The organism is Stenotrophomonas sp. STEN020, from assembly GCF_056760195.1.
On record NZ_JBRREI010000013.1, the window covers coordinates 56,976 to 76,144 of the forward strand.

17 protein-coding genes are annotated in these 19,169 nt (G+C 61.6%); 12 read left to right on the forward strand and 5 right to left on the reverse strand.

Going from position 1 to position 19,169, the window contains the following annotated elements; all coding sequences use genetic code 11:
- The first annotated feature begins 308 nt into the window (after positions 1–308).
- Entirely contained in the window at positions 309–2,585 is a 2,277-nt protein-coding gene (locus ACVOLZ_RS07825; RefSeq protein WP_481515687.1) for an FdhF/YdeP family oxidoreductase, read from the forward strand.
- Between the two features lie 127 nt (positions 2,586–2,712).
- On the opposite strand, the gene ACVOLZ_RS07830 is transcribed toward ACVOLZ_RS07825, so the two are convergent.
- Positions 2,713–3,519 carry a TOBE domain-containing protein gene (locus tag ACVOLZ_RS07830; RefSeq protein ID WP_481515688.1) on the reverse strand — a complete coding sequence of 269 codons (807 nt, stop codon included), beginning with the start codon at positions 3,517–3,519 and terminating at the stop codon, positions 2,713–2,715.
- A 181-nt stretch (positions 3,520–3,700) separates the two neighbouring features.
- On the opposite strand from ACVOLZ_RS07830, the gene ACVOLZ_RS07835 reads away from it, so the two are divergent.
- The 8 genes from ACVOLZ_RS07835 to ACVOLZ_RS07870 all read left to right on the forward strand — a co-directional run bounded on the left by ACVOLZ_RS07835 (position 3,701) and on the right by ACVOLZ_RS07870 (position 12,373).
- Positions 3,701–5,686, forward strand: coding sequence for a TonB-dependent receptor plug domain-containing protein (locus ACVOLZ_RS07835; RefSeq protein WP_481515689.1), 1,986 nt, complete (start codon positions 3,701–3,703; stop codon positions 5,684–5,686).
- A gap of 2 nt (positions 5,687–5,688) precedes the next feature.
- The gene (locus ACVOLZ_RS07840; protein ID WP_481515690.1) at positions 5,689–6,228 is read left to right on the forward strand and encodes a DUF2478 domain-containing protein; all 540 of its coding nucleotides are present in this window, start codon (positions 5,689–5,691) and stop codon (positions 6,226–6,228) included.
- The gene (locus tag ACVOLZ_RS07845; protein WP_481515691.1) at positions 6,225–7,262 is read left to right on the forward strand and encodes an ABC transporter substrate-binding protein; all 1,038 of its coding nucleotides are present in this window, start codon (positions 6,225–6,227) and stop codon (positions 7,260–7,262) included. Before ACVOLZ_RS07840 ends, ACVOLZ_RS07845 begins: the two co-directional genes overlap by 4 nt.
- Positions 7,259–8,278, forward strand: a complete 1,020-nt coding sequence (locus ACVOLZ_RS07850) for a FecCD family ABC transporter permease (RefSeq protein WP_481515692.1) — start codon at positions 7,259–7,261, stop codon at positions 8,276–8,278. Before ACVOLZ_RS07845 ends, ACVOLZ_RS07850 begins: the two co-directional genes overlap by 4 nt.
- 2 nt (positions 8,279–8,280) lie before the next feature.
- Positions 8,281–9,051, forward strand: coding sequence for an ABC transporter ATP-binding protein (locus ACVOLZ_RS07855; RefSeq protein WP_481515693.1), 771 nt, complete (start codon positions 8,281–8,283; stop codon positions 9,049–9,051).
- Positions 9,048–9,854: a class I SAM-dependent methyltransferase gene (locus tag ACVOLZ_RS07860; protein WP_481515694.1), complete on the forward strand. Its 807-nt coding sequence runs from the start codon at positions 9,048–9,050 to the stop codon at positions 9,852–9,854. The genes ACVOLZ_RS07855 and ACVOLZ_RS07860 overlap by 4 nt, the downstream gene beginning before the upstream one ends.
- A gap of 270 nt (positions 9,855–10,124) precedes the next feature.
- Positions 10,125–11,696, forward strand: coding sequence for an SDR family NAD(P)-dependent oxidoreductase (locus ACVOLZ_RS07865; protein WP_481515695.1), 1,572 nt, complete (start codon positions 10,125–10,127; stop codon positions 11,694–11,696).
- Between the two features lie 77 nt (positions 11,697–11,773).
- Positions 11,774–12,373 carry a DNA-3-methyladenine glycosylase gene (locus ACVOLZ_RS07870; RefSeq protein ID WP_481515696.1) on the forward strand — a complete coding sequence of 200 codons (600 nt, stop codon included), beginning with the start codon at positions 11,774–11,776 and terminating at the stop codon, positions 12,371–12,373.
- Between the two features lie 183 nt (positions 12,374–12,556).
- Here the strand turns inward: ACVOLZ_RS07870 and ACVOLZ_RS07875 are convergent, their stop codons facing one another.
- The 3 genes from ACVOLZ_RS07875 to ACVOLZ_RS07885 all read right to left on the reverse strand — a co-directional run bounded on the left by ACVOLZ_RS07875 (position 12,557) and on the right by ACVOLZ_RS07885 (position 15,144).
- Positions 12,557–13,558: a 2Fe-2S iron-sulfur cluster-binding protein gene (locus ACVOLZ_RS07875; RefSeq protein ID WP_481515697.1), complete on the reverse strand. Its 1,002-nt coding sequence runs from the start codon at positions 13,556–13,558 to the stop codon at positions 12,557–12,559.
- Positions 13,559–13,567: 9 nt separating this feature from the next.
- Complete coding sequence (locus ACVOLZ_RS07880) at positions 13,568–13,972, reverse strand: glutaredoxin family protein (protein WP_481515698.1); 405 nt, start codon at positions 13,970–13,972, stop codon at positions 13,568–13,570.
- A 272-nt stretch (positions 13,973–14,244) separates the two neighbouring features.
- Positions 14,245–15,144, reverse strand: coding sequence for a LysR substrate-binding domain-containing protein (locus tag ACVOLZ_RS07885; protein ID WP_481515699.1), 900 nt, complete (start codon positions 15,142–15,144; stop codon positions 14,245–14,247).
- A gap of 740 nt (positions 15,145–15,884) precedes the next feature.
- Between ACVOLZ_RS07885 and ACVOLZ_RS07890 the strand changes: the two genes are divergently transcribed.
- Positions 15,885–16,520 (forward strand): glutathione S-transferase family protein, encoded by a 636-nt coding sequence (locus tag ACVOLZ_RS07890; protein ID WP_481515700.1) that lies wholly within the window; start codon positions 15,885–15,887, stop codon positions 16,518–16,520.
- A gap of 14 nt (positions 16,521–16,534) precedes the next feature.
- Complete coding sequence (locus tag ACVOLZ_RS07895; protein WP_481515701.1) at positions 16,535–17,584, forward strand: LLM class oxidoreductase; 1,050 nt, start codon at positions 16,535–16,537, stop codon at positions 17,582–17,584.
- 169 nt (positions 17,585–17,753) lie between these two features.
- Here the strand turns inward: ACVOLZ_RS07895 and ACVOLZ_RS07900 are convergent, their stop codons facing one another.
- On the reverse strand, positions 17,754–18,965 hold the full coding sequence (locus tag ACVOLZ_RS07900; RefSeq protein ID WP_481515702.1) for an MFS transporter: 1,212 nt from the start codon (positions 18,963–18,965) through the stop codon (positions 17,754–17,756).
- On the opposite strand from ACVOLZ_RS07900, the gene ACVOLZ_RS07905 reads away from it, so the two are divergent.
- The gene (locus ACVOLZ_RS07905) at positions 18,964–19,116 is read left to right on the forward strand and encodes a hypothetical protein (protein WP_481515703.1); all 153 of its coding nucleotides are present in this window, start codon (positions 18,964–18,966) and stop codon (positions 19,114–19,116) included. The two genes, ACVOLZ_RS07900 and ACVOLZ_RS07905, sit on opposite strands and share 2 nt — an antisense overlap.
- The last annotated feature ends 53 nt before the right edge of the window (positions 19,117–19,169 follow it).

Genomic DNA, 19,169 nt, shown 5'->3' on the forward strand with positions numbered 1-19,169 from the left:
TGGTGAAGCCCGAGAAGCAGCGGGTAGAACAATGGCAGAAAACCCCGTTTGGAAATCACATGAAACCAACATCCGAACGCCCAGTGTTGTAGCTCAATCTGGAACCACCGCGTTGCCCGGGATGAAATTCAGGTGGCACCGTTTGTGAGGTCCGCCTGATGACCACTTCACCTCGACTGCGTTCTGTGGAAAAGCAAACGTTTCATAGCCACATCGCTGCCAACGGAGACGGATCCTCCTTGCCGCGCCCCGGATTCAGACTGCGCCTACCCTTCATTGATGTACCCCTACGAGAGTGAGGCATCAACATGACCGAGAAGGACATCCCAGGCATCCGCAAATACGATGCTCCTGCAGGTGGCTGGGGGGCGCTGCGGGCAACGGCAAAAGCGATCAGTGAACAGATGGCCGCCCCGGAAGCTGCGATCACGCTGTTCCGGACCAACAAGCCGGAAGGCTTCGATTGCCCTGGCTGTGCTTGGCCCGATCGCCAGCACACCTCGACCTTCCAGTTCTGCGAGAACGGCGCAAAGGCCGTGACCTGGGAGGCTACCAAGAAGCGGGTTACTCCGGAGTTCTTTGCCTCCAATACCGTTTCTTCGCTTCTGAAAATGACGGATTTCCAGTTGGAGGATCAAGGCCGCCTGACCAATCCCTTGGCCTACAACCCGGAGAAGGACATCTATGAGGCCGTGGAATGGGATGAGGTACTCAGCCGGATCGGGCAGGTTCTGCGCGACCAGCCAGACCCGAACATGGTTGAGTTCTATACCTCCGGGCGCGCCTCCAACGAGGCGGCATTCCTCTACCAGATCTTCGCCCGTGAATACGGAACGAACAATTTCCCCGACTGCTCCAATATGTGCCACGAGGCCACCAGCGTTGGTCTGCCGTCGTCCATAGGCATCGGCAAGGGAACCGTCTCGCTGGATGATTTCGACGCCTGCGAGCTGATCATTTCCATCGGGCACAATCCAGGAACCAATCACCCCCGCATGATGGGAACGCTGCACGAAGTCGCACGCCGGGGCGCTCCCATCATCGTGCTCAATCCGCTGCGGGAACGCGCCCTGGAGCGCTTCGCTGATCCGCAGGATGCGCTGGAGATGGCAACACTTGGGGCAACGGAGATCGCCTCTTCCTACCTGCAGCCGCGCATAGGCGGCGACGCCGCAGCTCTGAAAGGCATCATGAAGGCCCTGCTGGAGATGGAGGCCGACCAAGGTAGAGCTGCCGGCATTCTTGACCATCAGTTCATAGACGAACATACCAATGGGTTCGACGCCTTGGCCGAAGACCTGCGCGCTGTAAGCTGGGAGGGAATCGTTTCGGAATCGGGGGTGCCTGAGGACGATCTGCGCAAGGTCGCCCAAGCCTATGCCAAGTCCAACGCAACCATCGTCACCTATGGCATGGGCATCACCCAACACAGCACGGGCACCAGGAACGTCCAGCAGATTGCCAACCTGCTGCTACTGCGTGGCAACTTCGGCAAGCCCGGTGCAGGCATCTGCCCACTACGCGGGCACTCCAACGTCCAGGGCGACCGCAGTGTCGGCATTACCGAAAAACCCAGCGCCGAGATGATCGATCGGATTGAAAAGCGATTCGGATTCCGCGCCCCAAGTCCGCATGGTCACGACGCCGTTGCTGCCATGCAGGCCATTATTGATGGCCGCTCAACCGTACTCATCTGCCTTGGTGGAAATCTTGCAGTCGCGCTCCCTGATGGCGAAGCCTGTTTCGCAGGCATGCGTAGCCTGGAGATGTCGGTGCACGTTGCGACCAAGCTCAATCGTAGTCATCTGCTGGTCTGCAAGAACACCTTCATCCTGCCCTGCCTCGGTCGTACCGAGCTGGACATTCAAGCCACCGGGCCGCAGGCAGTCACCGTGGAAGACTCGATGTCGATGGTGCATGCATCGCGGGGCAAGCTGAAACCAGCGTCTGAACAGCTGCGTTCGGAGCCGGCAATCGTTGCCGGCATCGCCAGCGCAACACTGCCGTCCAGTCGCGTGCAGTGGATGGAAATGGTGGCTGACTATGACCTGATACGTGAAGCGATCGAAGCGGTGTTCCCCGATTTCTCGGACTACAACGCGAGAATCCGGATTCCCGGCGGCTTCCGCCTGCCACTGCCGCCTACAGAGCGCATCTGGCGCACTGCATCGGGCAAAGCAGAGTTCCTTCGCTTTTCAGGACTGGCTGAAGACCCAAAACCCGTCGACAAGGCGGTGCTGAAGCTGGCCACCATCCGCAGCCACGATCAGTACAACACCACGATCTACAGCCTGGATGATCGTTACCGCGGTGTCTTCGGTCGCCGTGATGTCGTGTTCATGAACGAAGCAGACATGAGCGAACGCGGGATCCAACAGGGCGATCGGATTCGCATAAGAACGGCGCTGGACAACGAAGGCGACAGGGTTCTGGAAAACGTCATTGCAGTGAGCTACCAGATTTCCCGTGGCTCCGTGGCGACGTATTACCCCGAGGGCAACTGCCTTATCCCACTGAGCTATACCGACCCGGCAAGTGGCACGCCTTCCTACAAGTCAGTGCCGGTGCACATCAGCTTGGCGTAGTCGTATGACCGGTCCGCTCGTCACTGCGGAGCCGGAGAATGCTCAGGTCAACAACTGCCAGCGTTGGCATATTCGCGATCGATGTTCACCGCAACAGGCCGCTCCCTACTGCGAGCGCCTCGCCGCTTCACATCGATACGCCAATGATCACACTGGATGCATTGAACAGCACCACCGCCGGGCCGCCCTCCTCCAGCTCCAGCGCGGCTGTCCCGGCCCGGGTGATGACTGCTACAACACTACAGCCGTGGCCGATATCCACCACCACTTCGTCATTGACTGCGCCTTCGGTGATGCGCGCCACCGTGCCGTTGAACTGGTTGCGTGCCGAACACCGCGTGCCTTGACCCTGCGCCAATAGCACCGACGATGCCTTGATCAGTGCGTAGGCTGACATGCCAACCTCCAGCCCCAGCGATTCCATGCTGCCGTGGGTGATGGTCGCCACGACCGTCAGCCCCCGCGCTACTTCAACCTGCACTTCGTCGTTCACGGCACCGGCGGCTACGGCACTGATCCTGCCGTGGAGTTGATTGCGCGCACTCGTGATCATGCCGATTCTCCGTATCAAGGCCATGTCCTCGTCCAATCCGGCGGGAAGCTGCTGGGATTGCAGGAAGGCACGGTGTGCGCGTTCAAGCTGCTCGAAGCGTGCCACCAGCTGGCGACCGCGCTCGGTCAACTGGGCGCCGCCGCCGCCGCGGCCGCCTACGCTGCGTGCCACCAAGGGTTCGCCGGCTGCCGTGTTCATCGCGTCCACTGCATCCCAGGCGTTCTTGTAGGTCATGCCCATGCGCTTGGCGGCCTGGCTGATCGAACCGCAGGCATCGATGAACCCCAGCAAGGCGAAGCGGCCACGACCGCCCAGGCTTTGCCCGGCAACGTTAAGCCATAAGCTGCCTTGCAGCTCCAGCATGGCATCGGTCTCGTTCATCTTGTCTGGTCCCTGCCTGCGATAACTGCGGCAAGTGTAAGCCGCACGCCATCTCCACCCGGCTTGATATCGATCAAGGACGCCCCGGCGCTGGCCACCGAGAATCCCCGCATCGGTCACCAAGTTGACCTCACCGCACCGTTATATCATCTTGGATATAGCGAACCCGAGGATTGCGAGAATGCGCACCTGCCGTTTCGTTCTGCCGCTGTCAGCCCTACTGCTTCCCCTGTTCGCCGCAGCTGCCGACACAGCGGTCGCTCCGCCGGTTTTCACTTTGGGCAGTGTCGATGTTCATGCCGAGCGCGGCACCTCGAGCACCGTCGCTGAGCGCGCCTTGGACGCCGATCGCATCCAGCAGCTGGATCGCAATACTGTTGGTGACGCAGTCAGCGTGCTGCCCGGTGTCAGTCTGGCGCGCAATTCGCGCAACGAGGACATGGTGTATCTGCGTGGCTTCGATCCCCGCCAGGTGCCGGTATTCCTCGATGGCGTTCCGCTCTACGTCCCTTATGACGGCTATGTCGATTTCGGCCGTTTCACCACCTTCGATCTGGCGCGGATCGAAGTCGCCAGCGGCGCCGCTTCACTGCTCTACGGGCCCAATATCCTTGGCGGTGCCATCAATTTGATCAGCCGGCGCCCGGAGCGCCCGTTCGAAGCCGACCTGCGGCTGGGCGTCGCCGATGGCGGCGAGCGCAAGGCTGCGGTCAATCTTGGCGGGCGCCAAGGTGATTGGTACTACCAGCTTGGCTGGTCGATCCTCAAGGCGGATGAATTCCCGCTTCCAGACGGTTTCGTCGATTACAAACGCGTACCGACCGACACCGGCGATGACCGCCGCAATGCTGACCGGGAAGACCGGCGGCTGTCATTCAAGCTCGGCTACACGCCGCGTGAGGGCGATGAATATGCCATCGGCTACGCCCGCCAGGATGGCGAGAAGGGCAACCCGGTATACACAGGCACCGCACGCAGCGGTATTCGCTACTGGCGCTGGCCGTGGTGGGACAAGGACAGCCTGTACTTCATTGGCAACACCCAGCTCGGCCAGCACACGACACTGCGCACTCGCCTGTATCGCGACACCTATGGCAACGGGCTGGAGGCCTATACCGACGGCAGTTATCAAACCGCCTTGGACAACGCCAGTTTCCCCAGCATCTACGACGACAAGACAGTTGGCGGCTCGGTCACCTTGGCGACCGATGCCCTGCCGCGCCAACAGCTGCAGCTTGCGTTGCATTACAAGGAAGACCAGCACAGCGAGCGCAACCCGCACTCGCCGACCAAGGACTTCCGCGATGTCACCACCTCGGTGGCGGTTGAAGATCGTATTGCCTTGACCGATACCGCACACCTGCGGGCCGGCATCGGCTACGACCGTCGTGAGGCCAAGCGCGTCTATTACTGGCCTACCGGCAGCGCCGACGCCACCAATGCGGTACTTGAGTATGTGCAACAGTTGGCGCCGGAGCAGCAGTGGTATGCCAGCGCTGCCCGTCGCACGCGCTTCCCCACCATCAAGGACCGCTATTCGGCGCGTATGGGAGCTGCCCTGCCCAACCCGGACCTTGCCCCGGAGCACGCCACCCATCTCGAACTGGGCCTGCGCGGCAACTGGTGGCAGGGTAGCCAGCTGCAGGCAGCGGCGTTCCACAGCCGCATTGATGACCTGATCCAGACTGCTGTAGTTGCCTCGCCTGAGTGCGGTGGCCGCACCTGCAACCAGGCGCAGAACATTGGCCGCGCCCGCAACGTTGGTGTCGAGTTTGGCCTGCAGCAACGCCTTGGCGAGGACTGGAACCTGCAGGGCAGCTACACCTGGCTGCGCCGTACCAATCTACAGAACCGCGATGTGGCCTTGCTCGACAGTCCGCGGCAACGCTTGTTCATGGCGGTTGCCTGGCAGTTGCTGCCTGAGCTGCGACTGCAGGCCACGCTGGAGGCCGAACAAGGCCGCAAGGTCAGCTATGCCGACGTCACCCGCCCGGTACGTGCCCTGCCCGGCTTCGGCATCGGCGGACTGAAAGCAAGCTGGTCGCCGCGTGGCAACGTCGAGCTCGACCTGGGCGTGCGCAACATCGGTGACAAGTGGTACGAGCTGGCCGACGGTTACCCGATGCCCGGCCGCACCTGGTTCGCCAATGCCAACTGGAGCTACTGACCATGAGCAGCGCGCAGCCCGCACGCATCGCCGCCATCGTGCACGATGGCAACGGCGAACCCGATGGGCTGCTGGCGGCGGTCGCCGCCAGCCAGCTCGCAGCCGGGCACCGGGTCCGCGGGCTGGTGCACCTGCCCCATGCGCCAACAGCCACGGGCAAACGCATGGTGCTGATGGACGTAACCGATCCGCAGTCCCGCTACCCCATCAGCCAGGCGCTGGGCGCCGCCTCTTGCGGATGCAATCTTGATCCCCGTGGCATCGCCGACGCCAGCGTGGTGCTGCGCCGTGCTGTGCAGGAACCCGCAGCACTGGTGATTGCCAATCGTTTCGGCACGCTGGAGTCGCAAGGCGGTGGTATGGCCGATGAACTGTTGGCGCTGATGCTGGCCGGCATTCCGCTGCTGATTGCCGTGAAGCTGCCATATCTCGATGCCTGGCGCGAGTTCACCGGTGGCATGGCGGTTGAACTTCCCGCCACCAACGAGGCATTGCAGCAGTGGTGGGATGGCTGTCGCCTGCACCATCAGGAGGCGATATGAAACGTCGTGCGCTGTTGCAGGTGTTTGCGCTGGCTCCGCTGCTGTTCGCGGGGAGCAGGCTGTTGGCGATGCCCGCGCAACGCGTACTGCGCTTGGGTGAACCCAAAGGCACGCCGCAGCGCATATTTGCCGCGGGGGCACCCGCGGCGGTGCTGATTGCGGCACTCGCGCCACAGCGGCTATTGGGTTGGCCGATGCGGGTCTCGCCAGGTGCACTGACGCAGCTGCCGGCTTCATTACGCGGCCTGCCGATGATCGGCCGACTTGCAGGACGTGGCAGCACCGTCAGCCTGGAACGCCTGCTCGAGCTGCAACCGGATCTGGTGCTGGATGCGGGCGACTTCGACGCAAGCTACCGTGACTCCGCCGAGCGTGTGTGGCAGCAGACCGGGATTCCGGTCGAGCTGGTTGCAGGACGTTTGCCCGATCATCCTGCTCAGCTGCGCCACGTCGGCAAGCTGCTTGGTGTGGCCGCGCGTGGCGAGGCGCTGGCGCAGGCAGCGGAAGCGCAGCTGGCGTTGGTGCGCGAGGTGCTTGCCGCCCGCCCTGCAACCTCGCGTCCGACTGTCTACTACGGGCGCGGCAGCGATGGCCTGGAAAGTGGCCTGGCCGGTTCGATCAACACGGAAGTCATCGAATTCTGTGGCGGCCGCAATGTTGCCGCCGCAGCCGGCAAAGGGGGGCTGGCACGTGTCTCGCTGGAGCAACTGCTGGCCTGGGACCCGGACGTGATCCTTACCCAGGACGCCGCATTTGCCGCAAGCGCAGCACAGGACGCACGTTGGCGCAGCCTGCGTGCGGTGCGCGAAGGGCGCTTGCACTGCGCACCGTCGCTACCGTTCGGTTGGCTGGATGGCCCGCCCGGCGTCAATCGCCTACCAGGCTTGCCGTGGCTGCTGTCGCGGCTGCATCCCGCTGCATCGCTGGCGCTTGCACCGGCAGCGCTGCGCACGCGCATCAACGCGCTGCATCAACTGCTTTGGGGTCAACCGCTACCAGCGGACATCGCGCGCAGCCTGGATGGTCGCCAATGACGGTGCGCCCGATGCCGCGCTGGGCGTGGCATGCCGGCGGCTGGGTACTGCTGGCGGCAATGATCCTGTTGGCATTCTCGGTTGGCCAGTTCCCTGTATCGCCGACACGCGTGGTGCAGGCGATAGGCTGGCAACTGTTTGGCATTGGCGAGCCAAGTCCGCCCGCTGTGCATGCGGCGCTATGGAACATCCGTCTGCCGCGTGTTGTCGCAGCAGTACTGATTGGCGCGGTGCTGTCTGCTGCCGGCGCCGCCTATCAGGCGATGTTCCGCAATCCTCTGGTCTCGCCCGACATTCTTGGTGTATCAGCAGGTGCCGGGCTTGGTGCATCGCTGGCATTGTTCCTCGGCCTGCCGTTGTTGCTGGTGCAGGGCTTCGCCTTCGCCGGCGGGTTGACTGCGGTCGGTCTGGTCTGTCTGGTGGCAGCGCTGGTGCGTCGGCATGAACCGATACTGGTGCTGGTGCTGGCCGGCGTTGCGGTGTCGGCACTGTTGGGCGCCGGCATTTCGCTATTGAAGCTGCTTGCAGACCCTTACACCCAGCTTCCTTCAATCACGTTCTGGCTGCTCGGCGGATTGAATGCCGTTGTCCTTGATGATCTGCGCGTCACCGCACCGCTGCTGCTGGTCGGGTTGTTACCGCTGCTGTTGCTGCGCTGGCGCATCAATCTGCTCAGCCTCGGTGATGAGGAAGCCAGCGCATTGGGAGTAGCGGTCACACCGCTACGCTGGACGCTGATTGCCGCGGCAACACTATGCACAGCGGCTGCTGTGTCACTGGCCGGTATCATCGGCTGGGTCGGGCTGGTGGTGCCACACATCGCGCGCTTGCTGGTAGGCGCCGATTTCCGTCGACTGTTGCCGGCCAGCCTGCTGCTGGGTGCCAGCTTCCTGCTCGCCGCCGACACACTGGCGCGGACCTTGGCCCCGATTGAACTGCCACTCGGCATTCTCACTGCGTTCGTCGGTGTTCCGTGTTTCCTGTTGGTGCTGGCACGCAGCGAGAGCCGGGCATGAGGATGGGCGACGTTCTCCTGCAGGCACGCGGGCTGACGGTAGGCCATCGCCAGCACCCCCTGGGCGAGCCTTCGGACCTGCACCTACATGCCGGCGAAGTGCTGTGCCTGTTGGGTCCCAATGGCTGCGGAAAGACCACGCTGTTCCGCACGCTGCTTGGCCTGCTCCCCGCCATTTCAGGCGAGATAACGTTGCAGGGGCAGCCACTGCATCTGCTCAGCCGCAACCAGCGTGCCCGACAGCTGGCGTACGTTCCTCAGTCAGCGCCGTTCGCCTTTGCCTGGCGGGTGCTGGAAGTCGTTGCCATGGGCCGCGCGGCCCATCTTGGTTTGTTGGCCACGCCCACGCGTGCGGACGAAACAATTGCCCTTGACTGCCTGGATCAGCTCGGCATCGTCGCATTGGCGCAGCGCGTGGTCAGCACCCTCAGTGGCGGTGAACGCCAGTTGGTGTTGATAGCGCGCGCACTCGCGCAACGTGCACAGATCCTGATCATGGATGAACCTACCGCCAGCCTCGATTTCGGCAACCAGCTACGCATTCTCGATACCGTGCGGAGCCTCGCCGATCTCGGTATCGGCGTGTTGCTGTCCACACACCAACCGCAGCATGCACTGCAGGTGGCAGACCGCATTGCCTTGATGGCCAACGGAAGCCTGCACGCGCTCGGTCCCGCCCGCGAGGTCGCCACACCCGAACGGTTGGCGCAGCTCTACAACGTCGATGCCTCGCGCATAGCCATTGCCCTTCCCGACCTGCAGTCACTGTCATGACCACACTTCCAGCCCCCATCGATCACATGGCCCGCTACCGCCAGCACCTGCTGGCCTGCGGCTTCCAGGCCAAGCCCGCCGGCGCGTGGGATGCGCGTGCGGCGCAGTCCAGCTGGAAGCGTCGGCACGACGACTACAGCGCGGCATTCCTGGCGCGGCTCGACCTGAGCGGCGTGAATAGCGTGCTGGACGTTGGTTGCGGGCCCGGCCTGCTCAGCTTGCCAATCGCAGCGCAGGTGAAGCAGGTCCATGCCCTGGACTACAGCCAGGGCATGCTTGATGGCCTGCATGCCGCCATCTGCGCCCAACAGGTCCGCAACATCGAAGCACACCATCTGTCATGGGAGGACGACTGGAACACGCTGCCCGTCTGCGACATCGCCATCGCCTCGCGTTCGCTGATGGTCCCTGAGCTGGAACGGGCGCTGATGAAACTCGACGCACACGCAGCACAGCGCGTCTACGTGACCTGTACCACGCAGCCGCGTACTGGCGTCTTGGAGCTTGCGGCGCTGCTGGGCCGACAATGGATTCCCATGCCGGACCATCGCTATGTGATGGAGCTGCTCTGGGACTTGGGACGGGAGCCCCGGCTCGATTACCTGCCGGTGTCGGCATTGGACCAGACACAGACTGCCGACGACCTGATCCGCCAAGCTGAGCAGTTGTTCGGTGGACTGCAGATGAACGAACACAGCAGGATTGCGGAGTGGCACGGGCATTCGCCTATGAATCGGCTCGGGCTTGCACCCACCAAGCGTTGGGCCTTCATCTCCTGGGAGACCACTGCTCAAAGTCGCTGATGTGGCGCTTGGCGCTGGTGGCCCAGGTCCGTGGGCCTCGGTCCTTGGCCTGGTTCAACCTGCATCAGCTCCGGTGCGCGCGGCCCCGGAAGACAACAATGCAGGCCCTGCGGCCCGCCCATCAACCCGGCATTGGCGCCAACCCCCTGATATCTGGGACAATTGCCACCGACCAGGCGTTCCCGGTCCGCTACAGCATGGACCCGCATCGAGGCGGTCATCGCTCTGCTGTCCATTCACGGCTTGCCGCCGCACTTTCCGGATTGTCATTTGAACACCACCGACACAGCTGTTGCCCCTGCCCTGCCCTTGGCCGATCGCCTGCGCGAAGCGCTGGATCTGCTGGAAGCCATTGAAGCCGATCGCGGCATGCTCGATGCGTTGCCCGAAGCCGACCGCGTGCGCCTGCATCAAGTCGTTGCCAAGGTATTCCACCCCGAACCGAAAGCACGCCGGCAAATGCTCAAGAAGCAGGCCCGTGAGCGCCACCAGGAGAAGGTGCGCAAGTCCGAGGCGCTGCTTGAGCAGACCGGTATCCGCGCCCTGCGCCGCAAGCCGGTGTTCAGCACACCGAATTATTTTCCGCCGCATGCCGCCGGCCTGCACGATGCCAGCAACGGTGAAGGTGCTGCGGTAGCTGAAGAGCCGGTGCATTCACCCGAGCTGCGTCACTGCTACGTGTGCAAGCAGAAGTTCACCCAGCTGCATCACTTCTACGACCAGATGTGCCCGGCCTGCGCCGATCTGAACTACATCAAACGCACCGAAACCGCCGACCTGCGTGGACGCGTAGCGCTGCTGACCGGCGGCCGGGTCAAGATCGGCTACCAGGCCGGTCTGAAACTGCTGCGTGCCGGCGCCGAACTGATCGTGACCACGCGCTTCCCGCGCGACTCGGCAGCCCGCTATGCCGAAGAACCCGATTTCGCAGTGTGGGGCCACCGCCTGCAGGTGTACGGGCTGGACCTGCGCCACACGCCCAGCGTTGAGGCCTTCTGCAGCGAGCTGCTGGCCACGCGTACGCGCCTGGACTTCATCATCAACAACGCCTGCCAGACCGTGCGCCGCCCGCCGCAGTTCTACGCGCACATGATGGCCGGCGAAACTGTTGCCGTGCAGAGTCTGCCGGAAACCATCCGCAAGCTGATCGGCAATTACGAAGGCCTGCGCAGTGCCGACCTGTTGCCGGTCGCGGCGGCTGCACTGCCGTCGCCGGAAGCTGTTGGCAAGGATGGCCTGACCCGCGCTGCCGAGCTGTCGCAGGTACCGCTGCTGGCTGACGAACTGTTGGGCCAGCGACATCTGTTCCCCGATGGCCGCCTTGATCAGGATCTGCAGCAGGTGGACCTGCGTGATAGCAATTCCTGGCGCCTGCGCATGGCTGAAGTGCCGTCAGTGGAGCTGCTGGAAACCCAGCTGGTCAATGCCATCGCACCGTTCATCATCAATGCGCGCCTGAAGCCGCTGATGCTGGCCACACCAGAGCGTGACAAGCACATCGTCAATGTGTCGGCGATGGAGGGCCAGTTCTACCGCAACTTCAAGACCACCCGCCATCCGCATACCAATATGGCCAAGGCCGCGTTGAACATGATGACGCGTACCTCGGCGGCCGATTACCAGAACGACGGCATCCATATGAACAGCGTGGATACCGGCTGGGTGACCGACGAAGATCCGGCAGGCCTGGCAGCCCGCAAGGTGCAGGAAGAGCGGTTCCACCCGCCGTTGGACATCATTGACGGTGCCGCGCGCATCGTCGACCCGATCATCCACGGCTTCAACAGCGGCGAGCACGTCTGGGGCCAGTTCCTGAAGGACTATGCGCCTACCGATTGGTGAGGTAACAAACGTCGATTGAATCGGTGGTTCAGCCCGACTGACTGGGTTGAACCACTGCAATGCGGAGGCGAACCACAATGAAATCTTTCCTGGAAGATATGCAGGTTCTGCCACGCGAGTTCTATCGCCGGCACCCCACTGTGGTGGCGCCGGAGTTGCTCAACAAGATCCTGCTACGTGACGACGGCCGCTGTGCGCGCATCGTTGAAGTAGAGGCCTACGCCGGCAGCCAGGATCCCGCGGCTCACTCATTCCGCGGCAAGACCGCGCGCAATGCGACGATGTTCGGCCCTCCGGGGCACCTGTATGTCTACTTCACCTATGGCATGCACTGGGGAAGCAATGCAGTCTGCGGCGAGGTCGGTGTAGGTGTTGGGGTGCTGCTCAGGGCAGCGCAAGCCTTGAACAAGTTGGATCTCATGTATCTTGCCAGGCCTGCTGCAAAGCGCCCGATCGATCTGGCCAATGGCCCTGGCAAGCTTTCTCAAGCTTTCGGAATCAACCGCGCGCATGACGGCGCTGATCTGGTAAGCGGTGATCGTGGCATCCGGATTGTGTCCGATGGCATGCCTCCACCTGCCACGCCGGTGATAGGTCCTCGGGTAGGGATATCCAAAGCCGTGGATCTGCCATGGCGCTGGTCCGTGCCGGATCAGCCCTATGTCTCCAGAAAATAGCGGCAGGCTACGACCCGAAGGCTGCTTTGGCAACGAGTCCTCGTGTTTGTGAGCGTAGCGCGCAACTAGCGCTGGGCAGCATCATGAGCATCATTCTCTACGGCAGCTTTTCATACACGTTGCGACCGCCCTTTGGTCATGGACCTAGAGGAGAGCCTATGTTTTCAGGATTCCGCACAGCACTCATCCCGGCGTATGGAACACGTCCGCGTGCAGATCACCCGACCGCAGACCATTGGCCTTTGTCATCTGGATAGCCGCTTCCACCATTCCCGGAGGTCCAGCGCAATACGCTTTCCAGCCATCAAGATCCTGCAGGTCTTCGGCAGCAGCTTCCGTTACCAAACCGGTGCGCCAAGCGCTTTCCCCGGAGACATCGGATAGCACGGGCGTGAATGTCAGGTTGGAATACTGCCGCGTAAGATTCCGGAAATGCTCAACGAGGTATAGATCTCTGCTGCTTCTAGCGCCGAAGTAGACATGTATTGGCTGGCGCATACCACTCGCAATTGCTGCCTCAACGATGCATTTGATCGGCGCAAGACCCGAGCCACCCCCGATGCATAGCATCGGCCCTGCATGCTGTTCTCGCAGGAACGAAGATCCAAATGGACCTTCAACAAGCACCGGGGCACCCGGCTTCAGTTGCGCATGGATGGGCTCACTCACCGCACCGCCGGGCACCCGACGAATGTGGAACTCCAACACCTCGCTACCTGATGGGCTGGCAATGGAGTAATCACGGCTTGGCAGGCCGGGGAACGTAAGCCGAGCATACTGGCCGGCAGCAAAGCTCAACGGCTCTCCCTCTTGGTTGACGACCTGGATGCAGTTGATGTCGTGTGTGGCCGTATCGATTGCCGTCACCTTGCAGTTCAGGCGACGGAGCGGATTGGGAACTACCTGATCGTCATCAAGCCAGCTGGCTATCCCATCCGTTGTTGGAATGGCGCGACACGCCAGAATCAATCCTTGAGATTTTTCAGCTTCCGTCAGCGCAAAGCGACTGTGTTCGAGGTATTCAACCTCGCCGCTGACGAGACGGGTCTTGCAGGAACCGCAGCGACCGGAGCGGCATCCGTGTGGATAGGCGATTCCGTTGGCGAGCGCCCCGTCCAGAAGGGTGACACCTGCCGGCACCTCGATGCTGACCCCGGCCTGCAATATTTCCACGTGTATCGTCATGTCCGCTACTCAGGCAGTGTTGGATAGGCCAAGCGCCCCGACCAAGCCTGGTTTCTGCGAGGCAAAGGTGCCGTAGAAAACGCGCTCGCCGACCAAAGTGATCGGCGCGACGCGCACCCCGGTGCGGGCCTTGGCCTCATCGCTGATTGCAGGATCGGTCAGGTCACGCTCTTCAAACACCACCCCTGCCCGGTTGAGCCAATCCTTGAGCATTCGGCAATCGGGGCAAGTCGGTGTTGTGTAGACGATTACGTGCTGGCTGGATGCATTGTTCATGACGACGTCCTCATCGTTTTTGTGGTGTCTCTTGATGCCGCGCTTCGGTATGAGACCAAAGCTGGACCGCTTGGCGTGTGACAGGTGATTCGAACGAATGGATTCCATTCCAAAGGAGCGCAGAACTCCCTGCGTCATCCATTGCTCCTCTGTGTTGGCGCGAAGTCTAAAGATTCCCGCCATTGGAAGGTCAAGGGACTCCAGCAATCTTTCTTCCACAAGTTCCGGAACCGGCACCCATCGTTCCGGAGCGATGCCGCAGCCAGCGTCGGCGTGCCGCACGCACGAGCCTTCGAGGCTCAAGTTTCGCAACGGACGGCTGCTCGGCGACATCACGAGCAACGCATTCGGCCCAAGCGGCAGCTCAGCTATCTATGCAGCGCTGCCGCGACTGTGGGTGCAGTCTGGAATCAAGCCAATGCCTCTTCGCCCTGCGCTTCGCTCTGCACCCAAGACAGAAATGCAGCGGTGGCAGGCTTTTCATCTGCCCCCGGAAGGGTCACGACATAGTAGGCAAACTCGGTGGGCCAAGGCTGGTCCAATGCGACCGCCAATCTGCCAGCGGCCACTTCCGCCTGCACGTAGACATCGCGCACCAGGGCAATGCCCTGCCCCGCCTCCGCCGCGCGGATCAACAGCACATCATCATCGAATGCAGCGCCTCGTTCTATGCGCGGATCGTCCACGACACCCAACGCTTTGTACCAAAGCCGCCAATCACTACGATCCGAGTCCTGCAGCAATGGGAACTTGAGACAGTCGGCTGGCTTGCGGATCGCTTTGCCACTAGCTAATAGCCCAGGACTCGCTACTGGCAGGAATACCGGCGAAGCCAGGTGCCGTGAAACCAGTCCCGGGTACTCGCCAAGCCCATGACGAATCGCGATGTCGATCCGGTCGCGACGCAGATCGACCAAGGCAGATGAAGCTTCAACGCGCACCTCGATATCCGGATGTTTCTCGGTAAACCGGCCAAGTCGCGGCACCAACCAGGACGCAGCAAACCCAGGCACCGTGCTGACGGTCAATGTCTGCCGCCCATTGATCGCCTCCAGTACGGTCATGCTGTCCTGGATGGTATCGAAGGCGCGAAGCAACGCCGGATACACCTGCGCGCCCGCAGGACTGAGCGCAACACCGTGGCGATTGCGGGTGAACAGCGTGACACCGGTGCGATCACTCAGCAGTTTCAACTGCTGGCTCACCGCACCCGGGGTAACGCCCATGACCTCGGCAGCGGCCTTCAAGCTGCCGTGCCGGCCAGTCTCCACAAACGCACGCAGCGCCAACAAAGGTAGGACGGCACTCATGGCTTCAATTTCCCGGTCTTTCCAGCTTGGAAGTGATGGTGTTTGAAGTGAGCCAGTGCCGGTCGATTCATCCCAGCCTGGATCACTTCAGAAGTGAGATTAGCTGAAATCAGTATCAAGCAGCTCAACAAGCTGCACGGGACAGCGCAGCGAACGCCGTGCAGCAGTTCGTTTCGTGCTTTCCTGACACCAGCATCGCGCCTAATCTGCGCAAAATTTACTCATAGTGCGGCTGAAAGGAAGCAGCAGAAGTTAGCTCATCCAACCCGCCGCACCTCATGCCTGAACTACACAGAATAAAGTTAGTAAAACTAATGTTAAGTTGCAGATAAGATCGTTTTCCCGAACTACTCGCGATCGCTAGACTGCAGCCATTTCCAGTCAGCAGGACGACGGAGCAAGCGAACCATGGAGCGCACTAACGTAGGCCCCATCTCTTGCTTCAAAGACCAGACAATCAGCACGCGCCGGCAACTACCAGTCAGTAAACGCGTTCAGTAGAAGGCTCTAGAACGAGATAGCGCCACACGGGCTCCAATACATTCGGGTCAGATCAAGTGCAGTGAACCAACGTTCGCCTGCTGCTTTCACGAAGTGGGTGAAGCGCCGACGACTGCCCAAGCGATTCTGCGTTGGACGATGGCAGCCAGCCGTCTCCTTCCCCTCTTTTCTCATAGCCATGCACCGGGCTTCGCTCCTGTGTGCATTTGCTGAGTTGCACCCTTGAAACAAGAGAACCCATGGAAAATCCAAGACTTCATCTCTATACCGACAGCTCGCCAAACGGCTTCAAGATAAGCATTGCATTGGAAGAGCTGGAACTACCCTATCAGCTGCACCATGTTCGCATTGCTGACGGCGAGCACCAGCATCCGGATTTCCTGAAGCTGCATCCGCATGCACGCATTCCGGTGTTGGTGGACGAATCCGCCGGCATTACCGTCTTCGAGTCAGCCGCAATCCTGCTCTATCTGGCAGACAAGAGCGGCCGCCTTCTGCCAAAGCAGCCGGCAGCACGATGGGAGGCGATAACCTGGCTGATGTTCCATGCCGCCAGCGTTGGACCGATCCTCGGCCAGCGGGTCCACTTCGAGATGTTCGCCAGCGAACAGCTTCCGGCAGCCATTGAGCGCTACCGACGATTGAGCAATGAATTTTTCGCGACCCTGGATCAGCGTCTGGCTGAACGACCTTGGCTGGCCGGAAACGAGTACTCGATCGCCGACATTGCCGGTTTCGGCTGGACGCATATCGCCCGCGTCATCGACATGGACTTCAGCGCCTATCCGCATCTGAGCGATTGGCACGCGCGCGTGGCTGAACGGCCAGCCGTAAAGCGCGGCGTACGTATCCCTGAACCAGCGACCGGCCCATGATTGAGATACAGAACATGAATTCATTGAGTAACAGCGTCGCCACGCAACCTGCCCTTGGCGGGGCATCTGCGCCTGCATTCGCGCACCATCCCGGTTACCAGCGGATGTTCCGTCAAGACACGCTGAGCCTGGGCATCTTCCTGCCGCTGCGTTTCTATCGCGGCGATATGCAAGTGTTGGCGGGCCAATCGGCGTTGGTTGGCCAGCTTGATCGTGCCGGCTTCGCTGCGGTCTGGGTCCGCGACGTACCACTGTTCGATCCATTGTTCGGCGACGCCGGACAGGTCTTCGACCCGTTCACCTACCTGGCGTACCTTGCTGCACAGACCGAGCACATTGCCTTGGCTACCGGCAGCGCGATATTTTCCCTGCGCCACCCAATAGATCTGGCGAAGTCTGCAACAACGATTGACCAGCTGTCTGGCGGCCGTCTGGTGATGGGGATCGCTTCTGGCGACAGGCCGGTTGAGTTTCCAGCGTATGGCATCGAACACGCACAGCGTGCCGAGCGCTTCGCGGATGCGGTCAGCTATGTCCGCGAACTGCTGCAGCCAGGCATGCTGACCATCAACTCACCTCTGGGCCGCGCCCAAGGCGTTGAGCTGCTGCCCAAACCAGTGGCCGGCGCCGTGCCGCTGCTGGTAACTGGAACGTCCCGGCAAACCCTGCAATGGGTTGCCGACCAAGCCGACGGCTGGCTGACCTATCCGGACGCTACGCACCACTCAGTCGGTCCGAAACGCCTGGCCGAGAAGATACGTGCTTGGCGCGGACTGATCGGGGATGGCGGCTTCCGCCCACACGTCACCAACGAGTGGATCGATCTGGTGGAAGATCCCAACCACCCCAGAACCTCCATCGACGGCGGCTACACCTTGCGGACCGGGCGCAACGGCTTGATCGATCTGCTCGGCGAATGGCAGCGTGCAGGCGTCAACCATGCTGCCTTGGGAATCCAGTTCAGTCAGCGCCCACCGCAGGACGTCCTACAGGAACTGTCGGAGTATGTGCTTCCCCTTTTCCCTTCGCATGATGCGCCCGAGCAGCCAGCGATTCGCTGGTAACACGATCATCAAGTTGCCGAATCGCGCTACGTCCGGCACGCATATCTGACCAGCAACATACCTTGGTGGCCTGCGAACATGCCGGGCCACCAAGGCTGTACGAATGGAGCGTATACCTCGCCGAAACACGTTGCACGGACCTGCCAATCAATCGCCCAGAGAAGCGCGACTATGGTCTGGATACAGCGGGAAGGCGAGCGATCACAACGGAAAGCAGCGCTGCCGATGCAAGTACTGCAGCGCTCATGACGAACGTGCTCTGGTAACCGCTGTGATCAAACAGCACGCCGCCAAGCGTCGATCCCAAGGCGATTGCCAGCTGGATCACCGCCACCATCAGGCCGCCGCCTGCTTCCGCATCACCGGGCAGGGTCTGCGCAATCCAGCTCCACCAGCCCACCGGGGCAGCGGTGGCGAGTAGACCCCACAGCGCCAACAGGACGGTGACGGCAGCTAGTGACCGTCCCATCGGGATCAAAGCAAGCGCGATCGCTGCCATCAGCACAGGTATGACGATCAATACACGATACAGGCCCTGCTTGAGCACGCTGCCGACGAGCGCCGTGCCGAGGAATCCGCTCAAGCCTATGCCCAGCAGCACCCAGGACAATACTGACACGTCGAGCTGTGTCACCCTCTCCAGGAACGGCCGCACATAGGTAAATAGTGCGAACTGACCCATGAAGAAAGCGGCGCAGGCTGCCATTCCCAGTGCCACTGCCTTGCGCTTGAGCAGAGGTAGCACGCCACTGGACGCATCGCCGCGCTCCGCGCTCATCGAAGGCAGGCTGCACCACTGCCAGACCAGCGCGATCAGCGCTATCGGCACAAGGCAGAAGAATGCACTGCGCCAGCCCATGACGGATCCAAGATAGCTGCCCAACGGGGCCGCGATGACGGTCGCCAATGCATTGCCACTGTTGAAGATGGCCAGTGCGCGCGGCACCTGTGCCGCTGGTACCAGACGCATGGCGGTGGCCGCGGACATCGACCAGAATCCGCCAACAACCACGCCGATAAGCGCGCGACCAATGAGATAGACCGGATAGTTTGGCGCCAGTGCCACGACACTGCCGGATACCGCCATCAAGGCGGTCAACGCCAGCAGCAGCGTCCTGCGATCGGTACTGCCTGCCAATCGCGATATGCACAGGCTGGTCACTACCGCGAACGCCCCAGAGATGGCGATGCCCTGCCCCACCAGACCTTCACTGACACCCAGGTCAGCAGCCATCGGCGTGAGCAGGCTTACCGGCAGGAATTCGGACGCGATCAAGGCGAATACGCACAGGGTCATGGCGAATACGCCACTCCAGTGTGATGCAACCTCTTCCAGCTCCGGACAGGCACGCGCTGGCGTGCCGACAACGGGAGTCGACATGGAAACCTCTTTCATGATGTTGGTTATGAACGGCAGCGCCACGGTGGCGCAGCTGCCGGCAAAGCAAGCGCGAGCTCTCGGTGTTTCCAGAACAACGACCGGAACATCACCGCTTGTCGGCAATCACTGCCAGTACGCCTTGGATGATTGACTTGTGGTCACGACGAACGAAGCGCGCTTCGCACGTGTTCTGGACCTTCTTCA